This is a genomic window from Sanguibacter sp. Leaf3 (assembly GCF_001425965.1).
GTDB classification, from domain to species: domain Bacteria; phylum Actinomycetota; class Actinomycetes; order Actinomycetales; family Cellulomonadaceae; genus Sanguibacter; species Sanguibacter inulinus.
In genome coordinates, this window is record NZ_LMRH01000002.1 from 1,230,643 (window position 1) to 1,251,436 (window position 20,794).

At 72.9% G+C, this 20,794-nt stretch carries 16 protein-coding genes; 5 read left to right on the forward strand and 11 right to left on the reverse strand.

The window, feature by feature from the left end:
* Positions 1-163 precede the first annotated feature (163 nt).
* The 7 genes from ASG53_RS12875 to ASG53_RS12905 form a co-directional block, all read right to left on the reverse strand.
* Complete coding sequence (locus ASG53_RS12875; protein WP_056133626.1) at positions 164-988, reverse strand: serine hydrolase domain-containing protein; 825 nt, start codon at positions 986-988, stop codon at positions 164-166.
* Between the two features lie 97 nt (positions 989-1,085).
* On the reverse strand, positions 1,086-2,918 hold the full coding sequence (locus ASG53_RS12880) for a dihydrodipicolinate synthase family protein (RefSeq protein ID WP_056133629.1): 1,833 nt from the start codon (positions 2,916-2,918) through the stop codon (positions 1,086-1,088).
* 53 nt (positions 2,919-2,971) lie between these two features.
* Entirely contained in the window at positions 2,972-6,337 is a 3,366-nt protein-coding gene (locus tag ASG53_RS12885) for an error-prone DNA polymerase (RefSeq protein WP_056133631.1), read from the reverse strand.
* A gap of 9 nt (positions 6,338-6,346) precedes the next feature.
* The gene (locus ASG53_RS12890) at positions 6,347-8,146 is read right to left on the reverse strand and encodes a DNA polymerase Y family protein (protein WP_235533921.1); all 1,800 of its coding nucleotides are present in this window, start codon (positions 8,144-8,146) and stop codon (positions 6,347-6,349) included.
* Complete coding sequence (locus ASG53_RS12895; protein WP_056133634.1) at positions 8,146-9,336, reverse strand: hypothetical protein; 1,191 nt, start codon at positions 9,334-9,336, stop codon at positions 8,146-8,148. The genes ASG53_RS12890 and ASG53_RS12895 overlap by 1 nt, the downstream gene beginning before the upstream one ends.
* 161 nt (positions 9,337-9,497) lie before the next feature.
* Entirely contained in the window at positions 9,498-11,654 is a 2,157-nt protein-coding gene (locus ASG53_RS12900) for a DUF2264 domain-containing protein (protein ID WP_082544018.1), read from the reverse strand.
* On the reverse strand, positions 11,651-12,688 hold the full coding sequence (locus tag ASG53_RS12905; protein WP_056133637.1) for a hydroxyacid dehydrogenase: 1,038 nt from the start codon (positions 12,686-12,688) through the stop codon (positions 11,651-11,653). The genes ASG53_RS12900 and ASG53_RS12905 overlap by 4 nt, the downstream gene beginning before the upstream one ends.
* Positions 12,689-12,862: 174 nt before the next feature.
* On the opposite strand from ASG53_RS12905, the gene ASG53_RS12910 reads away from it, so the two are divergent.
* Genes ASG53_RS12910 through ASG53_RS12925 form a run of 4 tightly spaced genes read left to right on the forward strand, consistent with a single transcriptional unit; the run spans position 12,863 to position 17,293 of the window.
* A complete protein-coding gene (locus ASG53_RS12910; RefSeq protein WP_082544019.1) occupies positions 12,863-14,995 on the forward strand; it encodes a heparinase II/III domain-containing protein in 2,133 nt (710 codons plus the stop codon).
* Positions 14,992-16,134 (forward strand): substrate-binding domain-containing protein, encoded by a 1,143-nt coding sequence (locus tag ASG53_RS12915; RefSeq protein ID WP_056133640.1) that lies wholly within the window; start codon positions 14,992-14,994, stop codon positions 16,132-16,134. Before ASG53_RS12910 ends, ASG53_RS12915 begins: the two co-directional genes overlap by 4 nt.
* A gap of 7 nt (positions 16,135-16,141) precedes the next feature.
* Positions 16,142-16,672: a YbhB/YbcL family Raf kinase inhibitor-like protein gene (locus ASG53_RS12920; RefSeq protein ID WP_056133643.1), complete on the forward strand. Its 531-nt coding sequence runs from the start codon at positions 16,142-16,144 to the stop codon at positions 16,670-16,672.
* Between the two features lie 9 nt (positions 16,673-16,681).
* Positions 16,682-17,293 carry a YbaK/EbsC family protein gene (locus ASG53_RS12925; protein WP_082544020.1) on the forward strand — a complete coding sequence of 204 codons (612 nt, stop codon included), beginning with the start codon at positions 16,682-16,684 and terminating at the stop codon, positions 17,291-17,293.
* Positions 17,294-17,362: 69 nt separating this feature from the next.
* Here ASG53_RS12925 and ASG53_RS12930 read toward each other — a convergent pair whose 3' ends face one another.
* Complete coding sequence (locus ASG53_RS12930) at positions 17,363-18,025, reverse strand: TetR/AcrR family transcriptional regulator C-terminal domain-containing protein (RefSeq protein ID WP_056133645.1); 663 nt, start codon at positions 18,023-18,025, stop codon at positions 17,363-17,365.
* A gap of 185 nt (positions 18,026-18,210) precedes the next feature.
* Between ASG53_RS12930 and ASG53_RS12935 the strand changes: the two genes are divergently transcribed.
* Positions 18,211-18,828: a biotin transporter BioY gene (locus tag ASG53_RS12935; RefSeq protein ID WP_056133648.1), complete on the forward strand. Its 618-nt coding sequence runs from the start codon at positions 18,211-18,213 to the stop codon at positions 18,826-18,828.
* A gap of 139 nt (positions 18,829-18,967) precedes the next feature.
* Here ASG53_RS12935 and ASG53_RS12940 read toward each other — a convergent pair whose 3' ends face one another.
* From ASG53_RS12940 to ASG53_RS12950, 3 genes are all read right to left on the reverse strand, one after another.
* Positions 18,968-19,318 (reverse strand): hypothetical protein, encoded by a 351-nt coding sequence (locus ASG53_RS12940; protein WP_056133652.1) that lies wholly within the window; start codon positions 19,316-19,318, stop codon positions 18,968-18,970.
* Between the two features lie 99 nt (positions 19,319-19,417).
* Positions 19,418-20,215: a bifunctional hydroxymethylpyrimidine kinase/phosphomethylpyrimidine kinase gene (gene thiD / locus ASG53_RS12945; RefSeq protein ID WP_056133655.1), complete on the reverse strand. Its 798-nt coding sequence runs from the start codon at positions 20,213-20,215 to the stop codon at positions 19,418-19,420.
* Between the two features lie 110 nt (positions 20,216-20,325).
* Complete coding sequence (locus ASG53_RS12950; protein ID WP_056134305.1) at positions 20,326-20,748, reverse strand: VOC family protein; 423 nt, start codon at positions 20,746-20,748, stop codon at positions 20,326-20,328.
* Between the last annotated feature and the right edge of the window lie 46 nt (positions 20,749-20,794).

The window sequence follows — 20,794 nt, forward strand, 5'->3', positions numbered from 1 at the left end:
GCCCCGAGCGGTCCGGTACCAGACTGTTGAGACAGCAGGCAGCGCGACCCCCGTGTCCACACACGGGGGTCGTTCTGTGTCTGCAGGTCCCTGGTGCCGCCACCCGGCCTGTGCTGGCTGCTCGGCAGGCCGAGAGCCTCTGCCAGGTGTCAGAGATCAGCTGTCAGGCGCCAGCGCGCCCGTGCTCCGCCAGGACGGCGTCGGTGAAGACGGGCCAGACCTCGGCGGCCCACGGCCCGAAGTCGCGGTCGGTCAGGGCGACGCAGGCGATCCCCGCGGCAGGGTCGACCCACAGGAAGGTTCCGGACTGCCCGAAGTGGCCGAAGGTCCGCGGTGAGCTCTGCGCGCCCGTCCAGTGCGGGCTCTTTCCGTCACGGATCTCGAAGCCCAGGCCCCAGTCGTTGGGGCGCTGGCGGCCAAAGCCTGGGACCACACCGTCGAGCCCCGGGAAGACGACCGAGGTCGCCTCCGCGACGGTCTCGGGGTGCAGCAAGGTCGGTCGCTGCAGCTCGGCGGCGAAGCGTGCCAGGTCCGTGACCGTCGAGCGAGCACCGGCCGCCGGAGAGCCTGAGACGTCTGTCGAGGCCATGCTCAGCGGTGCCAGAACGGCCTCGCGGGCGTAGGTCGCGAAGTCGATCCCGGCGCGCTCGGTGATGGTCTCGGCCAGCACCTCGAACCCGACGTTGGAGTAGATGCGTCGTTCTCCCGGTGCGGCCCGGACCGTGCGCTCGGAGAAGTCGTAGCCCGCGGTGTGCGCGAGCAGATGACGGATGGTGGCCCCCTCAGGACCCGCAGGGTCGTCAAGCTCGACGGCGCCCTCTTCGACCGCGACGAGCGCCGCGTAGGCGGTGAGGAGCTTGGAGACCGAGGCGAGCGGGAAGACCTTGTCGAGGTCACCGTGGGAGGCGAGGACCTCACCGTCCGCAGAGACGACAGCCGTCCCCGCGTGCTCGACCGGCCAGGACTCGATGAGTTCGACGCTTCGCATCACACGACCCTAGAACACCCGCACGAGGGTCTCGAACCAGCGGGTGGTCGACTAGACGCCCCGGAGGCGCCGGAGCTCCTGCAGCCTCGTCCCGGCGTCAGCCCGAGTGACGCCCAGACTGCCCCGAGGTGCCCTCGTCGGGCAGGACGACGTCGTCGTCGGTGACAGGGGTGGGCGGGGTGCGGACCCGGCGGGGCTGCTCGGTCCGGCTCCTGCCCAGGGAGACCGGGGGCGGGACGCTGACGCCCGCGTCGGAGCGGACAGGGGCTGGACGTGTCTGCTGCCCGGGGTCGGGTGCCACCGAGACCGCACCGGTCTTGGTCGGCTCCGGGCGCTTCGCGGCAGGAACGGGCACGGACTCGACCGAGGACTTCGGCGGGGTCTGAGGCCGAGCCGGCGGCTGAGCCTCGGCCTGAGGCTGCGCGGGCGGCTGCGCGGGCGGGGCAGCGACGGGCTTGTCGGCAGTGTCGCGCGTTCCTGGAGACACGGCCGAGGGCGCCGACGGTGCCGGAGACGGGTCGGATGCTGCGCGTGCTGCGGTCCTCGTCCTCGCCGGGGCAGCGCGACGCGCGACAGGTGCCGGTCCTGCGGGGGCGACGGCGGCTTGCTCGTCAGGAGCGACGCCCGGGTCGACCGGCACATCCGGACCGACCTCGGGCTCGGGCTCGGGCTCGGGCTCGGGCTCGGGCTCGGGCTCGGGCTCGGGCTCGGGCTCGGGCTCCTCGATCGTGAGCTCAGGAGCGGTCGTGCCAGGCGCGGCTCCGGCGACCTCGTCGGTGCCGGTGCTGGCACCCGTGTCGGTACCGGTCCCCTTGGCGGCGTCGACCACCGCGCTCTCCTGCACGGCCGGGGGCTCTGCGACCAGCTCGGCAGCGTCCGCAGGCCCGGCAGGATCTTCGGGCCCGGCGACGTCCGCTGGTACGGCGGCGGCGCGGGTCTCGACGACGATCTTCTCTGCCTCCGCCTTCTCGACCGCCGCAACCTCGTCGGCCTGGCGAGCAACCACTTCTTCGGGCGTCGGCGCGTCGGGGACGGAGATGCCCTCGAGGGCCATCCGGACGAGCGTGCGGGCGTCGGCGGGCAGCGGGGCGAGCGGGCGCGGGAGCTCCCCGGCGTCGAGACCGAGCATCTGCGCGATGCTGTGGGCCGTCCGGATGCCGCCGTACTGGCGCACGATGATCGACAGCGGTGTCAGCTGGCGCTGGAGGACACGGGCGTGGGGCGCGTGCCCGGACGTCGCAGCCTGGGCGATGGCGACGCAGATCTCGGGGAGCACACCGGCCAGGCCGGAGTGCCAGGCCGTCGCGCCGGCGAGGAGCACCTGGGCTCCGTGACCGTCCCCGCTGAAGCCCCAGTCGATCTGACGGGCCGTGCGCGGGGGCATCGCCGCAGCGATGCGGTCCATGCGGTCCTTGGCGTCGGTCGCGTTCGCGGCGCGGTCCTTGAACCCGGCGACGGCGCTGAGGCGGCCGATCTTGGTCAGCTGCTCGACGGAGAACCTGTGACCCGTGGTCGAGGGGTTGTTGTAGACCCAGAGCGGGATCTCGGTGGCCGCCGAGGCGTCCTTGTACAGGCCGTAGATCTCGTCGAAGGTCAGCGGCTGGTAGGCCATCGGCTGGAGGAGCGCGCCGCTCGCACCGACGCTGTGCGCCTCGGCGAGGTTCGCCAGGACCTCGGCGGTGCTCAGGGCACCGACACCGACGATCACCGGGGCACGCCCGTCGGCGACCTCGACGGCGCTGCGGGTGATGCGCTTGCGGGCCGAGCGCGGCATGTACGCGAAGCCACCCGTGCTGCCCAGCACACCGACGGCGTTCGCGCCTGCGCTGATCGCTGAGTCGACCAGCTGCTCGAAGGACGCGGTCAGCAGACGCCCGTCCTCCCCACGGGGGGTCAGCGGGTACGCGACGAGTGGTCCGATCGTGGGCATCGATTCAGAGTAGCGATATTGCTCGGCTCGCGTGCGGATGAAAACCCCTGCGTTCATTGGAAGTCTCGTGAAGTTGTCGTGACCTGCAAGGACAGGGCCGAGAGGTGCTCGGCGACCAGGTTGGTGGCACCGTCGTTGCGTTCCAGCCGCCCCCGCACCACGAGAGCCGCAGAAGTTCGCGCCACACGCCTGAACCGCTGCCACAGGCCCGGCGAGCAGATGACGTTCAGCTGACCGGTCTCGTCCTCCAGTGAGAGGAAGGTCACACCTCTCGCGGTGCCGGGTCGTTGCCTGTGCGTGACCACGCCACCGACGGCGACACGCCGTCCTTCGTCGGCCGTGGTGCACTCCGCGACGGTGATCGCACCGATCCGCAGGAGCGCCGGGCGCGCGTACTGCGTGGGGTACGACTCGGTCGTCACCCCTGTCGCCCACGTGTCGGCGACGGCGGTCTCGACCTCGCTCATGCCCGGGAGCATCGGGGCAGCGACCCCGACGGAGACCCCCGGCAAGGTGTCGGGCCGCTCCTGCGCGAGGGCGCCGGCAGCCCAGAGCGCCTCGCGGCGCTCGACGCCGAGGCAGTCGAGCGCCCCGGCGGTCGCGAGGGCCTCGAGCTGGGCCGTGCTCAGGCGCACCCGTCGGGCGAGGTCGCGCAGGTCGACGAAGTCACCGTGCTCGGTGCGCTCGGTCACGATCTTCTCGGCGACCTCTGCGGTCACCGTGCGCACCGACGAGAGCCCCATCCGGACCGCCAGACCGCGGGTCCCGCTCCCCGGGGACTGCTCGACCGCCGCCTGGACCTGCGAGGCGAGCAGGTCGGGGCGCAGCACCTCGACGTCGTGGCGGCGGGCGTCGGCGACGAGGGACTGCGGGGAGTAGAAGCCCATCGGCTGGGCGGCCAGCAGGCCCGCGTAGAAGGCCTCGGGATGGTGCACCTTGAGCCAGGCGCTCGCGTAGACCAGGTACGCGAAGGAGTAGGCGTGGGACTCGGGGAAGCCGAAGTCGGCGAAGCCCTTGAGCTTGTCGAAGATCTCCTCGCCTGCGACGCGGTCGATGCCCTTCTTCTCCATGCCGCTCAGCAGGCGCTCGTGCAGCGCCTCCATCTTCTCGGTCGAGCGCTTGGAGCCCATGGCGCGGCGCAGCGCGTCGGCCTCGGTCGGGCTGAAGTCCGCCAGGTCGATCGACATCTGCATGAGCTGCTCCTGGAACAGCGGGACACCGAGGGTCTTGCCGAGGGACTTCTCGAGGAGCGGGTGCAGGTAGGTCACCTTCTCGCGCCCGCGCTTGCGGTTGATGTAGGGGTGCACGGAGTTGCCCTGGATGGGCCCGGGGCGGATGAGGGCGACCTCGATGACGATGTCGTAGAAGCAGTCCGGCTGCAGGCGCGGCAGGGTCGAGATCTGCGCGCGCGACTCCACCTGGAACACCCCGATCGTGTCCGCAGCGCACAGCAGCCTGTACACCCCGGGGTCTTCCTGCGGCAGGCCGTGCAGCGTGAGCTCGACACCCTCGTGGGTGCTCACCTGCTCGAAGGCGATGCGCAGCGCTGTGAGCATGCCCAGGCCCAGCAGGTCGAACTTGACCAGACCGGCGTCGGCGCAGTCCTCCTTGTCCCACTGCAGGACCGTGCGCCCCGGCATGCGCGCCCACTCGACAGGGCACACCTCGATCACCGGGCGGTCGCACATGACCATGCCCCCCGAGTGGATGCCGAGGTGCCGCGGCAGCCTCAAGAGCCTCTCGGCGAGGGCGACGACGGCATCCGGGATGTCTTCGGTGTCGCGCTGGGGGGCGTAGCCGCCCTTGACCCACATGCCCTCGCGCGCCATCGCCCTGTCGTCGCGGGCTGTCGGCTCCACGAGCGGGTCCCGGATGCGCTCGCGCTGCTCGAGCGCCCCGTAGGGCTTGCCCTCGGGCATCCCTGAGTGCGCAGTCTCGGGTGATGACGGTGCAGGTGGCGCGGGCCGCAACGACCCCCACCGCTCGATCTGCTTGCTCCACGCGTCCTGCTGACCGGTGTCGTAGCCGAGCGCGCGGGCGGCGTCGCGCACAGCAGACCTCGGCCTGTACGAGATGACGTTGGCGACCTGGGCGGCGTGCCGGCGCCCGAAGGTGTCGAAGACGTGCTGGATGACCTCTTCGCGTCGCTGAGACTCGATGTCGACGTCGATGTCGGGCGGCCCGTCACGCTCGGGCGCGAGGAAGCGCTCGAAGAGCAGCCCGTGGGCGACGGCGTCGACGGCGGTGATCCCGAGCGCGTAGCAGACGGCCGAGTTGGCCGCGGAACCGCGCCCCTGGGCGAGGATCCCGTTGACCCTGCAGAACTCGACGAGGTCGTAGACGACGAGGAAATAGCCGGGGAAGGTGAGGTCTTCGATGATCCGCAGCTCGTGGTCGATCTGCGCGTAGGCCCCGGGGACCCGCTCGGACTCGCGCGGTCCGTACCTGGCGAGGGCTCCGCGCCGGACGAGCTCACGCAACCAGGTGGCCTCGGTGTGACCGGCCGGCACGGGGTAGGGCGGCAGGTTCGGGGCGACGAGCGCGAGGTCGAAGGCGCACTCGGCGCCGAGCCTGGCGGCTGCGGTCACGGCCTCGGGGTGGGAGCTGTGGCGCACCAGCATCTCGCTCGCCGAGCGCAGGTGCGCCGACGGCGCACCGGGCAGCCACCCGTCCATGTCGTCGAGGCTCGAGCGGGCCCGGACGGCGGCGAGGGCCGCAGCGAGGTCGGCGTCGCGCGGGTGGGCGTAGTGCGCAGCCGTCGTGGCGACCAGGTCGACGCGGGCGGCCTTGGCGAGCGCGGCGAGGTGGTTGTTGCGCTCGTCGTCGTAGGGGTCGCCGGTGCTGGTGATCTCGACGGCGACGTTGTCCCGCCCGAAGGTGGCGACCAGACGGTCGAGCTCGGTCGCCGCGCCGCGGGGGTGCCAGTCCGGGCCTGGCCCCAGGGCGCTGCGCACGGCTCCCTTGCGGCACCCTGTCAGCACGAGCCACTGGCCGTCGGCACGCGCACCGAGCTCGTCGAGGGTGTGGTCGGCGGCGCCCTTGCGGCCCGTCGAGAGGTGCCCCTCGGCGATCGCGGACGACAGGTTGCGGTATCCCTGGGGTCCCCGGGCGAGGACCAGCAGGTGCTCCGAGCGAGGGTCGGGGACACCTGTCGGCGCGTCGAGGGTGCCTGCGGCGTCGGGCAGGTGCAGCTCGGCCCCGAAGATCGTCGGCAGGCCGAGCTGGCGGGCGGCCTCGGCGAAGCGCACGACGCCATAGAGACCGTCGTGGTCGGTCAGCGCGAGGGCTGTGAGACCGAGGCGGTGGGCCTCGGCGGCCAGCTCTTCGGGCTGGTTGGCCCCGTCGAGGAAGCTGAAGGCGCTGTGGGCGTGGAGCTCGGCGTACTCGGGCCGGGCTGGCGGGCGGGTGCGGTGGGTCATGTCAGGGCTTCAGTCGTAGAGGGCTTCGCAGGTCCACTGCCCGCCTGTGCAGGCGAGCAGCAGGGCTGTGTCGTCGTCGAGGACGACCTGCACGTACACACGGCGCTGGGCGGTCTCACCCCACCACCGTTCGGCGAGCGGCCAGGGGCCAGCCCACCCGGTGACCCTGTGCCGTCCGGACGCGGTGACGAGCACGGCGGGCTCGCCGCTCGTCGCGAGCCGCACGTTCACCAGCACCGGCTCCCCCTGGGCGTCGAGCAGGGTGACGTCGGCGGGCTCGGCGGGCACGGTGGCAGGGGCGGGCTGGGGCAGCTGCCCGGGCCAGGGTCTGTCGAGGGCGCGGGGCGCAGGCTGGGCGTCCCCCCACGGCACGAGGTGCACCTGGTCGCGGGCGCTGCGTCCGCCCTGGAGGGTGGCGCTGAGCACGCCGTCACCGCCGAGGATGCCCTGGACACGCTCGGTGACGCGCCGGGCGCGGAGCTCGTCGCCGCTCGCCGCGCCCCACAGCCGGCCCTGCTGGGCACCGGCGGCGACCACACCCTCGGCGGTGATCGCGAGGCGCACCAGCGGAGACGGCTCGGGGTCGCCCTCGCCGCGGACCCCGGTGGCCGACAACCAGCCCTCGAGCTGCCAGCGCACCCTGTCGGTGATGCGCGCGGCGGACAGCCCGCCGAGCGCGCCGTCGTCGGTGCGCCAGGTGCGCGAGAGCGCGAGCCCGGACTCCGTGTGGGCGCTGATGCGCAGCCGGGAGCAGGTGACGGAGCGCTCGAGGACGAGGGCGTAGAGGTCTTCGGCGAGCGAGCGCGCGACGAAGGCCGCGGTGTCGACGCGCTCGACGGGCGGGTCGAGGGCTGTCTCGACGCCGATGTCAGGCTCGATCCGGCGGCGGGCCGGTGGGCGCAGGTCGGCGCCGCGCGCCATGCGGTGCGCCCAGCGCCCGCGCTCACCGAAGCGGGTGTGGACGTCGGCCTCGGCGAGGGCGCTGAGGTCGGCGAGGGTGCGCAGACCGAGCCTGGTCCACAGGTGCACGAGCTCACGCGTCTCGTCCACGGCGTCCGGGCTGGTCGCGGCGTGCAGCAGCGCGTCGAGCGGGTGCGTCGCGAGGAACTGGGCCGTCTGACCGGGCGGGAGCAGCAGGGCCGTGCGTGCGGCGAGCAGGGAGGCGAGGATCCCGTCTGCGATGCCGACCTGGCTCTCGTTCCCTGTGCGCTCGGCGACGGTCTCGACGAGACGCCGCGCGAGCTCCTCCTCCGAGCCGTGGTAGCGGCTGGCGCCGAGGGCAGGCAGCAGGATCAGGCCGGGCCGTGCGATCTCCAGCCCGGCGACCAGGGTCTCGACGGCGACGGCGACGGGCTCGAAGTCGCGCGTGTCGCGGGCGTCGTCGACGGGCAGCAGCTCGAGCTCAGGGCAGCACTCCTGCGCCGTGCGCAGGCGCATGCCGCGGCGGACGCCCTGGCTGCGGGCCGGCGCAGAGCTCGCGACGATCCGTCGTCCGTCGTGCACGGCCGCGGGCTGCTGGGCCGGCACCTCGGCCGCACGCATCGCGGCGACGACGGGCCAGTCAGGCACCCACACCACGGCGGTGCGGTGGGCTGAGGCCCCCGGGACGTGCCGGGTGGCTGCCGCGCTGGTCGACGTGGCAGCAGCCGGGTGAGCGCCTGTCGGCTGAGTACCTGCAGGGTGGGTGCCTGCCGGGTGGGTGCCTGCAGGGTGCGCACCGGTCGGTCGGGCGTCGGCAGGGCTCGCGTCGGCAGGGCTGGCGTCGGCTGCTCGGACGTCGCCCGGCGGCACGGTCGGGACGGTGGTCATCAGCCGACCTGCGCGAAGGAGGGCTGGACGGCGTCGTGGCGGGCAGCGGCGACGACGGCCGCCGGGGCCGTGGTGGGTTCGGGGACGACCACGGGTGCGATGTCGGGGGCGGTGACAGGCGCAGCGAGCGGGGCGGCGACAGGCGCAGGTGCGACCACGCCGGGGGTCGTGCTCGCCGGTCGTGCGAAGGGCAGCGTCACGGTGTGGCGGTAGGTGATCCCCTGCGCCCTGTCGGTGCGGGTGACGGTGAGCTCACGGCTGCTCAGCCTCCCGCTGCCGGCACCGAGGCCGGACCAGCGGGTGCGCTCTGCGGCGAGGGTCATGTGGGCTCCCTCCCAGGGGCGCAGCGAGACGATGACGCTCGCCCGCTCCCGGGCGCGGGCGACGAGCCGACGACGGTCGGCGCGCAGGAGCGAGACCTCGGGCCCGACGACGACGATGTCCATGCCGTCGAGCAGGGCCGCGAGCGCCGGTGCGGCCTGGGCCCCGGGGGCGGGGACCAGCACGAGCCTGCTGAGGTCGATGCCCGCCTGGGCGACGGCGAGCAGCCCGATGCTGGGTGCACCGACGACGGCCGCCCAGGACCCGGCGCGCGAGGCCTCGGAGAGCAGCGCGAGGAGCACCGAGGTCGAGCCGTCGACCTGGACGGTGAGGCCTCGGCGCAGACCTGCGGGCAGCAGCGGCAGGAGCTCGTCGGGGACCGGCAGGGGTGGCCGTTCGGTGCTGATGATGGTGTCGACAGCATGCAGGGGTGCGGGGGCGTCTGCCGGCACGGCCGGTTCGCCCTGCTCGGCGGGCCCCGCCGGAGCGGGCACCACGGACGAGAGCGTCGTGTGCGAGGGGACTGTGGGTGAGGGGGCTGTGCGTGAGGACGCGGTGTGCGAGGACGGCGTGTGCGGGGACGCCGTGGGTGACAGCGCGGCAGGTGGGGTCGTCACCGGCACCGAGGTGGGCCGTGCCGACCGTCGGCCTGCGTCGACGGAGCCGAGCCGGGTGGCGACCTCTGCGGCGGGCACGACGCTGAGCGACCTGGCCCCGGTCCGCTCTTCGGCGGCGCGCAGCGCCTCGCGGGCCCGGGCCACCCGCTCGGCGGCGCTGGTCCGGGCCGGTGCCGGAGCAGGACCTGTCGCGTCCTCCGGGGTGGCGTCGGCCCGCGGAGCAGGGTCGTCCGACGAGGTGAGTGCGTGCATCGGGGGTCACCTGCCAGTGGTCGTCGTCCCGAGCGTCGGAGTCTGCTCGGCAGGCGTTCGTGTCGAACACCTGTTCGAACAACGATACGTCACGTCACCGACACCGAGCAGCCCCGGACGCCGACCTCACCCGTCCCGACGGCCCGCAGCCAGACCGCCCGTCAGGTCATGAGACCCCCGACAGGCAGCTCGACCTGGCACGACGCCCCGTCGGACCACACGACCCGCACGGTGCTGCCTGTGCGCCCAGCATCACCGACGCCACCGACAGCGCCGGCAGCGCCGGCTCCCACGACCTGCGGCGGCGCCCCCTCGGGGACGGCTGCCCCCGCGAGCCGCACGGCCACCGCGTACCACCCGGCACCGGGCTCCCCCGGTGTCTCGAGCCACGGCACCGCTGTGCACGGGCCCAACGGGGTGACGTCCTCCTCGACGTCTGCGCCCGCGACCAGGTCTCCGACCATCGCGTGCAGGGACGAGACGAGCGTCCTCGTCGACGCACGCACCACCGGCCGGGCGGCGACCTCCTCCACCTCGCTCGCACCTGCACCCGTACCGCCAGCCCCCTCGACCACCACGGCTGGCGGCACCGTGTCCGACAGCGCCCACCCGGCGACCCGCAACCGGCCGCTCGTCGCCCCGGGCACCGCGTCGACCAGGACGAGCCGCACCTCCCAGGCCCCGCGGACCACAGACCCCGTGGTCACCCACGGCCCCCAGGTGACCTCGCCGGCGAGCCCCGAGCCGTAGTCGCGTGCGTCGTCGGCCGGTCGCACCCAGTGCGCCCTGCTGCGGGAGAACGCCACCCCGGCCTGCGCGACAGCACCGCCCGTGCCTGCGGGATCCCCGCCACCTCCGGCACCCTCGGCACCCTCAGCACTGCCAGCACCCTCGAGCGCGACGACCCCGACGCTCACCGTCTCGAGCCCGGAGCGGTGGCTCAGCCGCCCGTCCGGACCGACGACAGCAGCGGACTGGTCGAGGGGGTCTGCCGCGCCGCGGGAACCCATCACGGGTGACGTGGCCGTCGAGTACCCGAGCCGCGCGTAGACCGGGGAGTCGGTCACCGCGTCGCCGGGCAGAGCGTGGTCCGTCCCGTGGTTGACCACCCTGACGAGCCCGTCTGCGCGGGTCCCCGAGACCAGCCACCCTGGCGCCCGCGCCACCGTGAGCACGTCGCCCCGCTCGACCGGGAGCGGTTCTTCGGTCGCCGTCCACACAGGGTGCTCGGCCGGCAGCGCGAGCCCGAGCATCCCCTTCGACGCCCAGTAGGGCGACCCCGTGCCTGAGTAGTGCTGGGCGAGGTCGGGCCACTCCCCGTGCCAGCCGAGCGTGAGCAGGCCACGCTCGTCGGGCACGCCGTGCTCGGTGAAGTGCCTGACGATCCCCGACGCCGCCCGGCGCGTCTGACCGGGTGTGAGAGCCGTCGACCCAGAGAGCGCACCCGCCCAGAAGGGCGCCACCGCCGCGAACCTGTACACCAGGCTGCGTCCCTCGAAGAGCGGGGCCCCGTCTGCCCCGACGAGGGCCGCCGCCTGGCCCAGGTAGTCGTCGAGGTGCGCGTCGAGGCGCGCACGCCGCGACAGCACCAGGGGGTCGTCGGGGGCCATGCGTGCCCAGAGCACCGGGTAGAGGTGGAGCGCCCACCCCGTGTAGTAGTCGAAGCTGCGCTCGGGCCCGTCGGCGTACCAGCCGTCCTCGCGCACGAAGGTGTCGTGCGTGGCGAGGTCGGACTCGATGTCCTCGGCCGACCACGGACCGCCGACGGACCTCAGGAAGGTCTCGACGACGATCCTGAACCACACCCAGTTGTTCTGCGGGTACTCCCCACCCACCACCGTCGCGAGATAGTCGACCACCTGCTGCTGGACCTGCGGGGTCATGCGGTCCCAGATCCACGGCCGGGTCATGTCGAGGCCGATGACCAGCGCTGCGGCCTCGACCTTCGCCTGCCCGTGCTCGTCGGGGCGCGTCCAGCGGCGCGGGTTGGCCGGGTCGGTGCCGGCCGCGAAGCCTGCGGCGTAGCGCCCGGCGAGGTCGAGCGGGTCGTGGCCGCGCTCCCCCGCGAGCCTGAAGGCCGCGAGCATGAAGGTGCGCGCGAATCCTTCGAGGCCGTCGATGTCGTGGCCGTAGCCGCCTGTGCGACCGGGGAGGTCGACGTGCGAGCAGTCGGGCGAGGTCCACGGCCGGGTCGCGACGAGCAGGTCGTCGGCGAGCGCGGCCCAGTGGGCGCGGGTCCAGCCTGTGCACGGCGAGAGCTCGTGGTCGGCAGGGACGTCGAGGACGGTCGGACGGCGGGGAGCCTCGTGGGGGCTCATGCGCTGACCTCCAGCAGCTCGCGCGTCATGGTGGCGGTCAGCGGCAACCCGGCGGCGTAGAGCTCGAGCTGGTCGAGGGCGCTCGTGGTCATGCGCAGCGTCTCGGAGCCGAGCGACCCGGCCACGTGCGGGGTGAGCATGACGTTCGGGAGCCCGTACAGCGGTGACGTCTCGGGCAGCGGCTCCGGGTCGGTGACGTCGAGGACGGCGTGCAGGCGACCTGTGAGGCACTCGGCCGCGAGCGCGTCGTGGTCGACGAGGCTGCCGCGGGCGGTGTTGACCAGGGTGGCGTGGTCGGGCAGGGCGGCGAGCTCGGCGGCGCCGATCATCCGGTCTGTCGCGGGGACCGACGGGGCGTGCAGCGAGAGGACGTCGACGCGCCCGAGCATCTGCTCGAGGCTGACCAGGGTCCCACCGGCCGCGGCGACCTCGGCCGGGTCGGCGTAGGGGTCGACGACCAGGCAGGTGCACTCGTCGAGCACCTGGAGCCTCTCGACGACGCGTCGCCCGACGCGGGAGAACCCGACGACGCCGACGGTCAGCCCGAAGGTGCTCAGCGGTCCCAGGTCGTCGCGGCGGGACTGGGCGTCGCGGTGCTGGCGGGCGAGGGCACCGAGGGTGAACACCTTCTTGCTGGCCAGGACGATAGCGGCGACGGTGAACTCGGCGACGGGGACGGCGTTGACGTCGGCGGCGGTGGTCACCTGGATGCCCCGCTCCCAGAGCGCGTCGCTCACGTGGGGTCGCACGCTCCCGGCGCAGTGCAGCACAGCGCGCAGGGCGGGCAGGTGGTCGAGACGAGCGGCGGTGAGGCGCGGTGCTCCCCAGGAGGTGAGGAGCACCTCGACGTCGCGGGCCGCCTCGCGGACCTGCGGGCTGTCGAGGGTGTCGGTGTGGACCAGGTCGGTGAGCGTGGCGAGCCGGGCGAACCTGTCGAGCCTGGGCCCGTCCATCTGCTGGTCGAAGACGTCGTCGGCCATGAGCGCGAGCGCACGGGGGCGCCGCAGGGGCGGGACGGGTCCGGCGGGGGGCATGGGTCTCCTCGGTGAGCATCGTCGAACGTCGTCGAGCGGCGGGCTGCGGGCTGCGGGCTGCGGGCTGCGCTCTCAGTCAAGACCGGCGCTACGATGACCGGCAACCAGGTCGATCAGAGACCGACACACTCGATCAGGCTCGAACACCGACGTTCGAGAGTCAGCGAGGCACGCATGACCCCCGCCCCCGAGAGCCACCCCGTCGCACGCGGCACGCAGGACGACGCAGGAGCCGCGGGACCGCTGCTGTCCACCTGGCACGACCACCTGGGACCCGGTGCCCGGCCGCGCACGCTGACCCTCGGCCTGCCCGTACCATCCTCGGGCGAGCGCGACGTCTGGGCACAGGTGGACCTGCCCACCCTGACCGCGCTCGCGGCCCACGCGGAGGCAGACCGCACCCAGCCCTGGCCCGTCCCGCTCGCGAGCGACTACGCGAGGTTCTTCCGCGACGGAGACCGGACGGCCTACGAAGACCGCGTCCGCGAGCGCCAGCACCGCCTGAGCCGCGCCGCGGTCATGGCGGCGTGGACGGGTGACGAGGCGTGGCTCGACGAGACCGTCGACGGTCTCGTGCTGCTGTGCGAGCAGAGCGGGTGGTCGTGGGCCGCGCACGACGACACCTTCTCAGCCCACGGCGCGGTGACACCGACGGTCACCGACCCGTATCTCGACCTCGGTGCCGGGGAGGTCGTCGCCCAGCTCGCGTGGGTCGACGCGCTGCTCGGGGACGCCCTCGACGCGCGGGCACCGGGCGTGCGGACCCGGGTCCGCCACGAGGCGCAGGAGCGGGTCTTCGAGCCCTTCTCCCGGCGGCGCGACTGGCACTGGCTCGGTCTCGACGGCGACGTCCACAACTGGAACCCGTGGATCCACGGCAACGTCCTGGTGGCTGTCCTCGGGCTCGTCGACGACCCCGCCGAGGCTGCGCGCCTCGTGGGTCTGGTGATCGAGGGCCTGGACAGGTTCGTCGCGTCGATCCCGGCCGACGGGGCGATCGACGAGGGGTACAGCTATTGGTGGAACGGCGCAGGACGGGCTCTCGAGTCTCTCGACCTGCTGCACCACGCGACGGCGGGCACCCTCGACGCGACCCGTGTGCCCGCCGTCCGGGAGACGGCACGCTTCCCGCACCGCATGCAGGTGGCCGGCCCTTGGTACGTCAACGTCGCCGACGGACCGGCGCGCCCCACGCCGGACCAGCCGTGGCACGTGCTGCACCGCTGGGGGCGGCTGCTCGGTGACGACGCGGTCACCGCCCACGCGGCCTCGCACGCGGACCCCGGGCGGCCGCTCGTCACCGAGCACGCAGGCCTGGGCAGGGCGCTGCGCGGTCTGACCGACCTGGCGTGGGTCGCCGCCGGGCGCTCAGGGACGACGCCCGGCGCTCCCCTGCCGCTCGAGACGTGGTTGCCCTCCGTCGAGCTGCTCGTCGCCCGCGAGCAGGCCGGCAGCCCCGAAGGCCTGACGCTCGCCGTCAAGGGTGGGCACAACGACGAGCACCACAACCACGACGACGTGGGCAGCGTGATCGTCGCCCTCGACGGGGTCCCCGTGGTCGTCGACGCCGGTCAGCCGACGTACACGGCGCAGACCTTCGGCCCCGGACGGTACGACATCTGGACCATGCAGAGCGGCTGGCACAACGTCCCGGTCGTGGCGGGGACCGAGCAGCCGCCGGGGCGTGCGTCTGCCGCAGCCGGTGTGCGGGTCGAGCTCGCCGAGGGCCAGACCCGTCCCTCTCGCTCGTCGCTGTCGCTCGACCTGTCGGCCGCCTATCCCGGCCTGCCCCCTGAGACCTGGCGACGCACCGTGACCCTCGACCGCGAGCACGGCGAGGTGGTCGTCTGCGACCGGCGGTCTGCCCGACGCTCCCCTGCCTCGACCACAGTCCCGATCTCGCACCCGGCAGCCCCGGCCACCCCTGAGCCGACTCCCGTGGACGAGGTCCGGTTCCTGCTGCACGGCGGGGTCACCCTCACCGCGCCGGGTGAGGCCGAGGTCCGCGCACCGGGTGCCGCTCGCGCCGCGCTGCTGCGCTGGGACCCCGCCGCAGCGACGGCCCGCCTCACGGTCTGCACCCTCGACGACCCGCTGCTCACCGACGTGTGGGGTGACCACCTCACCCGGCTCGACCTCGTCCTCACGGGACCGGACGACGCAGAGGGGCACAGGTCAGACGGCTCAGAGGGCTCAGAGACAGGCGAGCAGGACGAGACGACCCGGGGCCGGACCACGACAGTCGTGATCTCCGCTGGCGCACCTCTCGGCACCGCCGACGGACCGTCCGACGGACCGGCCGCATGACGACCCCGCGTACCGTCACCACCCCGCACACCTTCGGGCTCCAGCGGCGTGAGCGGATCATGGACGAGCTCCGCCGCGACGGCTCGGTGCGCGTCAGCCGCCTCGCCGCCGAGATCGGGGTCAGCGAGATCACCGTGCGGCGCGACATCACCGCCCTGGCCGACGAGGGCCTCGTGACCCGGGTGCACGGCGGTGCGACCCTGCGCAGCACGCTCGACGTCGGCACGAGCTCCACGAGCAGGTCGCGCGGGACGGGCACCACGCGCTTCACGATCGGCATGGTCGTGCCCTCGCTCAGCTTCTACTGGCCGCAGGTGGTCCACGGGGCGAGGGCTGCGGCGACCCTCGGCCGGGACCGCGTCGTGGTGCGCGGGTCGTCGTACAGCGTGAGCGACGACAGGTCGAACATCCGCAGGCTGCTCGACTCCGGGGAGGTCGACGGTCTGCTGCTCGCCCCGCAGGTCGAGGGCGAGGAGGGGCGCGACCTCGTGCGCTGGCTCGACACCCTCGACGTGCCGGTGGTCCTGGTCGAGCGGCAACCACCCGCAGGGGTCCACACCCAGCGGGTGGAGTGGGTGCGTACAGACCACGCCTACGGGGCCGGGCTCGCCGTGCGCCACCTGCACGGGCAGGGGCACCGTCGTGTCGGGCTCGTCACGGCGACGAGCCCGCACGCCGACCTCATCCGGGCCGGCTGGCGCGAGGCCTGCGACGAGCTCGGGATGCCCTCGGGCGACGACCTCGTCGGGCGGGCCGTCGGCTTCGGCGACGAGGCCTGGGAGCAGGTGCTCGACGAGCGCATGGCCCAGGTCCAGCAGACGGGGACGACGGCGTTGCTCGTCCACTCCGACCCCGAGGCGATCGCGCTGCTCCAGCTGTGCGCAGACCGGGGTATCAGGGTCCCGGGTGACCTGGCGGTGGTCGCCTACGACGACGAGGTGGCCAGCATGGCCGAGCCCGCGCTCACAGCGGTCCGTCCGCCGAAGAGCGAGGTGGGCCGGGCTGCTGTCGAGCTGCTCACCGCACGCCTCGGCGAAGGGCGCCGCCGTCCCCGGCGCACCGTCTCCCTCGACCCGTGGCTCGTGGTGCGGGCGTCGTCGCGGTCCGGGCGTGCAGGGCACCCTGAGATGAGTCCATGATGGAGGCATGGACCTGAGCCGCCCCGTCGCACCCGTGCCCTATTCCCTCCTCCCCGCCGTGCCGTCGTTCACGCTGACCAGCGACGACCTCACCGAGGGCGCACCCCTCGGAGCCGAGTTCTCCGCCGAGGGTGGCAGCACCTCGCCGCACCTGGCCTGGTCGGGCTTCCCCGACACCACGCAGTCCTTCCTCGTGAGCATGTTCGACCCCGACGCCCCGGTGCCCTCGGGCTGGTGGCACTGGAACGTCGTCGACGTCCCGCTCGAGGTCACCGAGCTCGAGCAGGGTGACGGGTCGAGCGACCTGATGCTCCCCGGCGCCGCGTTCCACGTCCGCAACGACGGCGGAGAGTTCGACTACCTCGGTGCCGCCCCGCCGAAGGGCGACCGCCCGCACCGCTACGTCTTCGCGGTGCACGCCCTCGACGTCGACAGCCTCGACCTCGACCCCGAGGTCAGCCCCGCTGTGGTGCACTTCACTGCCGTGTTCCACACTGTCGCCCGGGCTACGCTCACCGCCACGTTCCAGCTGGGATAGCCTGCACGCATGCCTGACCGACACTCTCCAGAGACCACCTCGTCCGGCACCGGAACCCCTCAGCCTGCAGCCCCGACCATCGGGACGCTCACGTGGCTGAGGGCGGTCGACCACCCCGAGCTGCTCGCCGACGTCACGCACGCGGCGCTCCTCGAGTGGGCGGCCTCGGACCCGACGGTCGCCGACAAGGTGTTCGTCGCGGAGATCGACCCCGAGGTGTCTGACACGGCGGCGATGTGCGAGGCGTACGACATCACGATGACGCAGTCGGTCAACTGCGTGCTCGTCGCCGGCAAGCGTGAGGGTGTCGAGCGCACGGCGGCCGCGGCCGTCAGGGCGTCGTCGCGGGCCGACATCAACGGGACCGTGAAGTCCCTGCTCAACGTGCGCAAGGCGTCTTTCGTGCCTGTCGACCGCGCGGTGACCGAGTCGAGCATGGAGTACGGCGGCATCAGCCCCATCGGGCTCGGCAAGCAGTGGCCCGTGCTCCTCGACGACGGCGCCAAGGCTGGCTGGATCGTCATCGGCTCTGGGGTGCGGCGCTCCAAGATCACGCTCCCGGGCGTGCTGCTCGCGACCATGCCGCGGGTCCAGATCATCTCGGACCTCGGCGTCTCCTGAGGCGCCTCCTGCCGGTCTACCGCCTGCTGCTCTGCCGCCTGTCGTCCTGACGCCTGCTGGTCTAGAGCATCAGGTCAGCCGGGCACGGAGCCCGTCGACGAACACGCTGAGACCGAAGCCAAAACGGGCGGTCTCGCCCGCGAGGGGGCTGTCGGAGGTCTGCGGACCACCGGCAGCCCCCTCTGGTGTACCCGGGGTCGCCGTCCCCGGCGTCGCCAGACCCGCCGGAGACGCGGTGTCGCCCGCGGCTGGTGTGCCTGCGGTCCGTGCGAGGGTCTCGGACTGCGCGTGCCCCTGCTCGTCGGCGGTGTGGCCCAGCACGTAGTGCAGGACGGCGAGCGCGGCGAGCTCCGCCTCGGCCGGGGTGAAGCCGGCGTCCGCGAGGACCTGCGAGAGCAGGGCGAGCGTCCCGCCCTGCCCAGTCCGCAGGGAGTGCGCAGCAGCGACCACCTCGGCCCCGTCCCTGTGCGCGAGCAGCGCCGCCCGCAGCCTGTGCGCCAGCTCGTTGAACCTCAGGTCCCAGTCGCCCGTGGGCATGTCGTCGTCGAGGTGCTCGAGGATCCTGTCGGCGACGGCGCCGAGCAGCGCCTGCTTGTTCGCGACGTGCCAGTAGAGGGCGCCGGGCTGGACCCCGAGCGACGCCGCGAGGCGCCGCATGGTGAGGTCGCCGAGACCGTACTCGTCGAGGATCCTGATCGCCGCGTCGACGACGTCGCTCCTGGTCAGTGCCACGGTCTGGGTCCTGGCCCTTCTGCCTCGACGGTCTGGTACGGGTTCGGCAGCGCCGTCGCCCAGAGGCCGATCCTCTCGTACCACGGGCGGTAGCGGCATCGCTCGCGGTGCTTGACGCTACCTCACGAGCCAGATACCTTGAACGCCGTTCAAGTCCTTGAACAACGTTCAGGTCAGGAGTCCCGATGTCCACAGCTCTCCCGCTCGGCCCCAGCCGCTCACCCTTCGACAGTCTTGTCCTCGCCGACCTGCTCCCCCGCCCCGTCGCACTCTCGCGCACCGCGGTCGACACGCTCCTCGTGCTCACAGGGACCCTCGTGGTGACCGTCCTCGCGCAGGTCGCCGTCCCGCTGCCCTTCACCCCTGTGCCGATCAGCCTCGCGACCCTCGGCGTGCTGCTCACCGGAGCCGCCTTGGGCACCACGCGAGGCAGCCTGAGCGTGGCGCTCTACGTGCTCGTCGGGATGCTCGGCGCCCCCGTCTACGGCGACGGCGGCAGCGGCTGGGCCTTCGCGTCCTTCGGCTACATCCTGGCGTACCTGCCGGCCGCGGCTCTCGCCGGTCACCTCGCCCGCCGCGGGCAGGACAAGACCCCGCTGCGCTCGGTCGGGCTCGTCCTGCTCGCCTCCGTCGTGGTCTACGCGGGCGGCGTCCCGTGGCTCATGGCCTTCCTCGACGTGGACCTCGCGACGGCGCTGCGTCTCGGTGTCGCCCCGTTCCTGGTCGGCGACACCGTGAAGGCGCTGCTGATCGCGGGCATCTTGCCGACCACCTGGGCGCTCGTGCGCCGCGCGCGACGCTGAGTAGCGGCTGGGCTGTCGGTGCTGGTGCTGCTGCCCAGTCCCCCGGGACCACCCCGCGGACGACGATGCCCTCGCCCCGGAGACCCGGGCGAGGGCATCGTTCGTCTGTCCGCACACGTGACGGACAGGTCCAGAGGAGTCAGTCTGTCGGCTCGGTGACAGGCACGTCAGCCGCGGCCTCGACCTCGTCGGCGTCAGCCGCCGGTGCCTCAGACCAGCCGGGCGCGATCGAGTCGAGGTACTCCGCACGCCCCTCGGGGAGCGAGCCGGCCACGTGCGCGACCCGGTTGATCTCGATCCAGGCGGCCATGGCCTCGGTGTCCTCGACAGCCGGCTCAGGCGTCACGCGGGCGCGGGCACCGGCGTCGTTCCAGCCGGGGATCTCGGCGTCGAGGTGCGCAGCGAGGTCGGGGTCGATGGTCCCGGCGTCGTACGCGTCGATCTGCTCCTTGATCCAGATGGTCAGCTCTTCTTCGGTCTTCTCGCTCACAGCAGCCCTCGTTCGTCGATCGGTCGGGTCCATCATCCCTCACACCACGGTGCGGGGTGGTCCGGGCGGCGGGGAGAGCCCGTCGCCCGGACGGGGCAGTCAGACCGCCGCACCCTGCCACACGGTGTCGAAGGGCGCGTGCGAGCTGACCCGCTCGGTGATGCCCGCCGTCACGAGCTGCTTCGCGACGGCGACGGCCTCGGGCACGTCTGTGCCCTTCGCGAGCTCGGCGGTGATGGCCGCAGCGAAGGTGCAACCGGCCCCGCTCACCCGCTCCTGGCCGATCTTCGGCGTCGAGTACACGGTGACCTCCTCACCGTCGAACAGCACGTCGACGGCGTCCGGCCCCTCGAGCTCGACACCTCCCTTGACGACCACGTAGCGCGGACCGAGCTCGTAGATGCGGCGGGCCGCCTCCTCGAGGTCGGCGACTGTCGTGATCGACTCCATCCCGGCGAGGGTCTTGGCCTCGAAGACGTTCGGGGTGATGACCGTGGCGAGCGGCAGGATCTGCTCACGCAGCGCCGTGTCGGTGTCGAGCGCGGCGCCGGGCTCCTGGCCCTTGCAGATCAGCACAGGGTCGAGGACCACGTGCCGCCACGGTTGGCTCGCGAGCGAGCGGGCCACCACGTCGATCGTCGCAGGGGTCCCGAGCATGCCGATCTTCACGACGTCGAGGTCGTAGCAGCTCGTCGCGGCCTCGAACTGGTCCGCGATCACCTCGGGCGCGACCGGGACGAACCTGTGTCCCCAGTCGTTCTTGGGGTCGAAGGAGACGATGCAGGTGAGCGTGCCGACGCCGTAGACGCCGAGCTGCTGGAAGGTCTTGAGGTCGACCTGGATCCCGGCGCCACCAGTGGCCTCGGATCCAGCGATGACATACGCGAGGGGAACCATCGAACTACTCTCGTCGGTGCGGGGTGGGACGAGGTCGAGGCTGGCACGCGACGAGCGGATTGTCCACACGCACGCACCAGCACAGGCCCTGCCCGGCCGCTCTCCCGGGTTCAGCCCTCGGGTGGGGTCACCGCGACGTTGACCAGCCAGCTGATCCCGAACTTGTCGACGAGCATGCCGAAGACGTCACCCCACGGAGACGCCTCCATGGGTACGGTGACCTGCCCGCCGTCGACCAGCGCGTCCCAGTACCCGCGCAGCTCTGCCTCGTCGTCTCCGCTGAGCGAGACTGAGACGTTCGACCCGACGACGAGGTCCGCGCTGTCCGGGGAGTCAGAGGCCATGAGCACGAGACCCGACGGGCTCGTCAGCTGGGAGTGCATGACGAGGTCAGCCTGCGCAGGGTCCTGAGCCATCCCGAACTCGCCGAAGGTCGAGAGGGTGGGCTCTCCGCTGAACACGCTGGCGTAGAAGGTGATGGCGTCGCGGGCAGTGCCGGGGAAGTTGAGGTACGGGTTCAGGGTGGTCATGATCGTCCCGATCGTCGCGCGGATGAGGTGTCGGCACGTCACGGCGAGA

Bases quoted from the DNA above. Each gene is read 5' to 3' on its own strand.
- ASG53_RS12900 (WP_082544018.1), bottom strand. From the start codon at position 11,654: ATGAGCCCCCACGAGGCTCCCCGCCGTCCGACCGTCCTCGACGTCCCT.
- ASG53_RS12935 (WP_056133648.1), top strand. From the start codon at position 18,211: ATGTCCACAGCTCTCCCGCTCGGCCCCAGCCGCTCACCCTTCGACAGT.
- ASG53_RS12925 (WP_082544020.1), top strand. From the start codon at position 16,682: ATGCCTGACCGACACTCTCCAGAGACCACCTCGTCCGGCACCGGAACC.
- ASG53_RS12895 (WP_056133634.1), bottom strand. From the start codon at position 9,336: ATGCACGCACTCACCTCGTCGGACGACCCTGCTCCGCGGGCCGACGCC.
- ASG53_RS12920 (WP_056133643.1), top strand. From the start codon at position 16,142: ATGGACCTGAGCCGCCCCGTCGCACCCGTGCCCTATTCCCTCCTCCCC.
- thiD (WP_056133655.1), bottom strand. From the start codon at position 20,215: ATGGTTCCCCTCGCGTATGTCATCGCTGGATCCGAGGCCACTGGTGGC.
- ASG53_RS12875 (WP_056133626.1), bottom strand. From the start codon at position 988: ATGCGAAGCGTCGAACTCATCGAGTCCTGGCCGGTCGAGCACGCGGGG.
- ASG53_RS12885 (WP_056133631.1), bottom strand. From the start codon at position 6,337: ATGACCCACCGCACCCGCCCGCCAGCCCGGCCCGAGTACGCCGAGCTC.
- ASG53_RS12890 (WP_235533921.1), bottom strand. From the start codon at position 8,146: ATGACCACCGTCCCGACCGTGCCGCCGGGCGACGTCCGAGCAGCCGAC.
- ASG53_RS12910 (WP_082544019.1), top strand. From the start codon at position 12,863: ATGACCCCCGCCCCCGAGAGCCACCCCGTCGCACGCGGCACGCAGGAC.
- ASG53_RS12880 (WP_056133629.1), bottom strand. From the start codon at position 2,918: ATGCCCACGATCGGACCACTCGTCGCGTACCCGCTGACCCCCCGTGGG.
- ASG53_RS12915 (WP_056133640.1), top strand. From the start codon at position 14,992: ATGACGACCCCGCGTACCGTCACCACCCCGCACACCTTCGGGCTCCAG.
- ASG53_RS12905 (WP_056133637.1), bottom strand. From the start codon at position 12,688: ATGCCCCCCGCCGGACCCGTCCCGCCCCTGCGGCGCCCCCGTGCGCTC.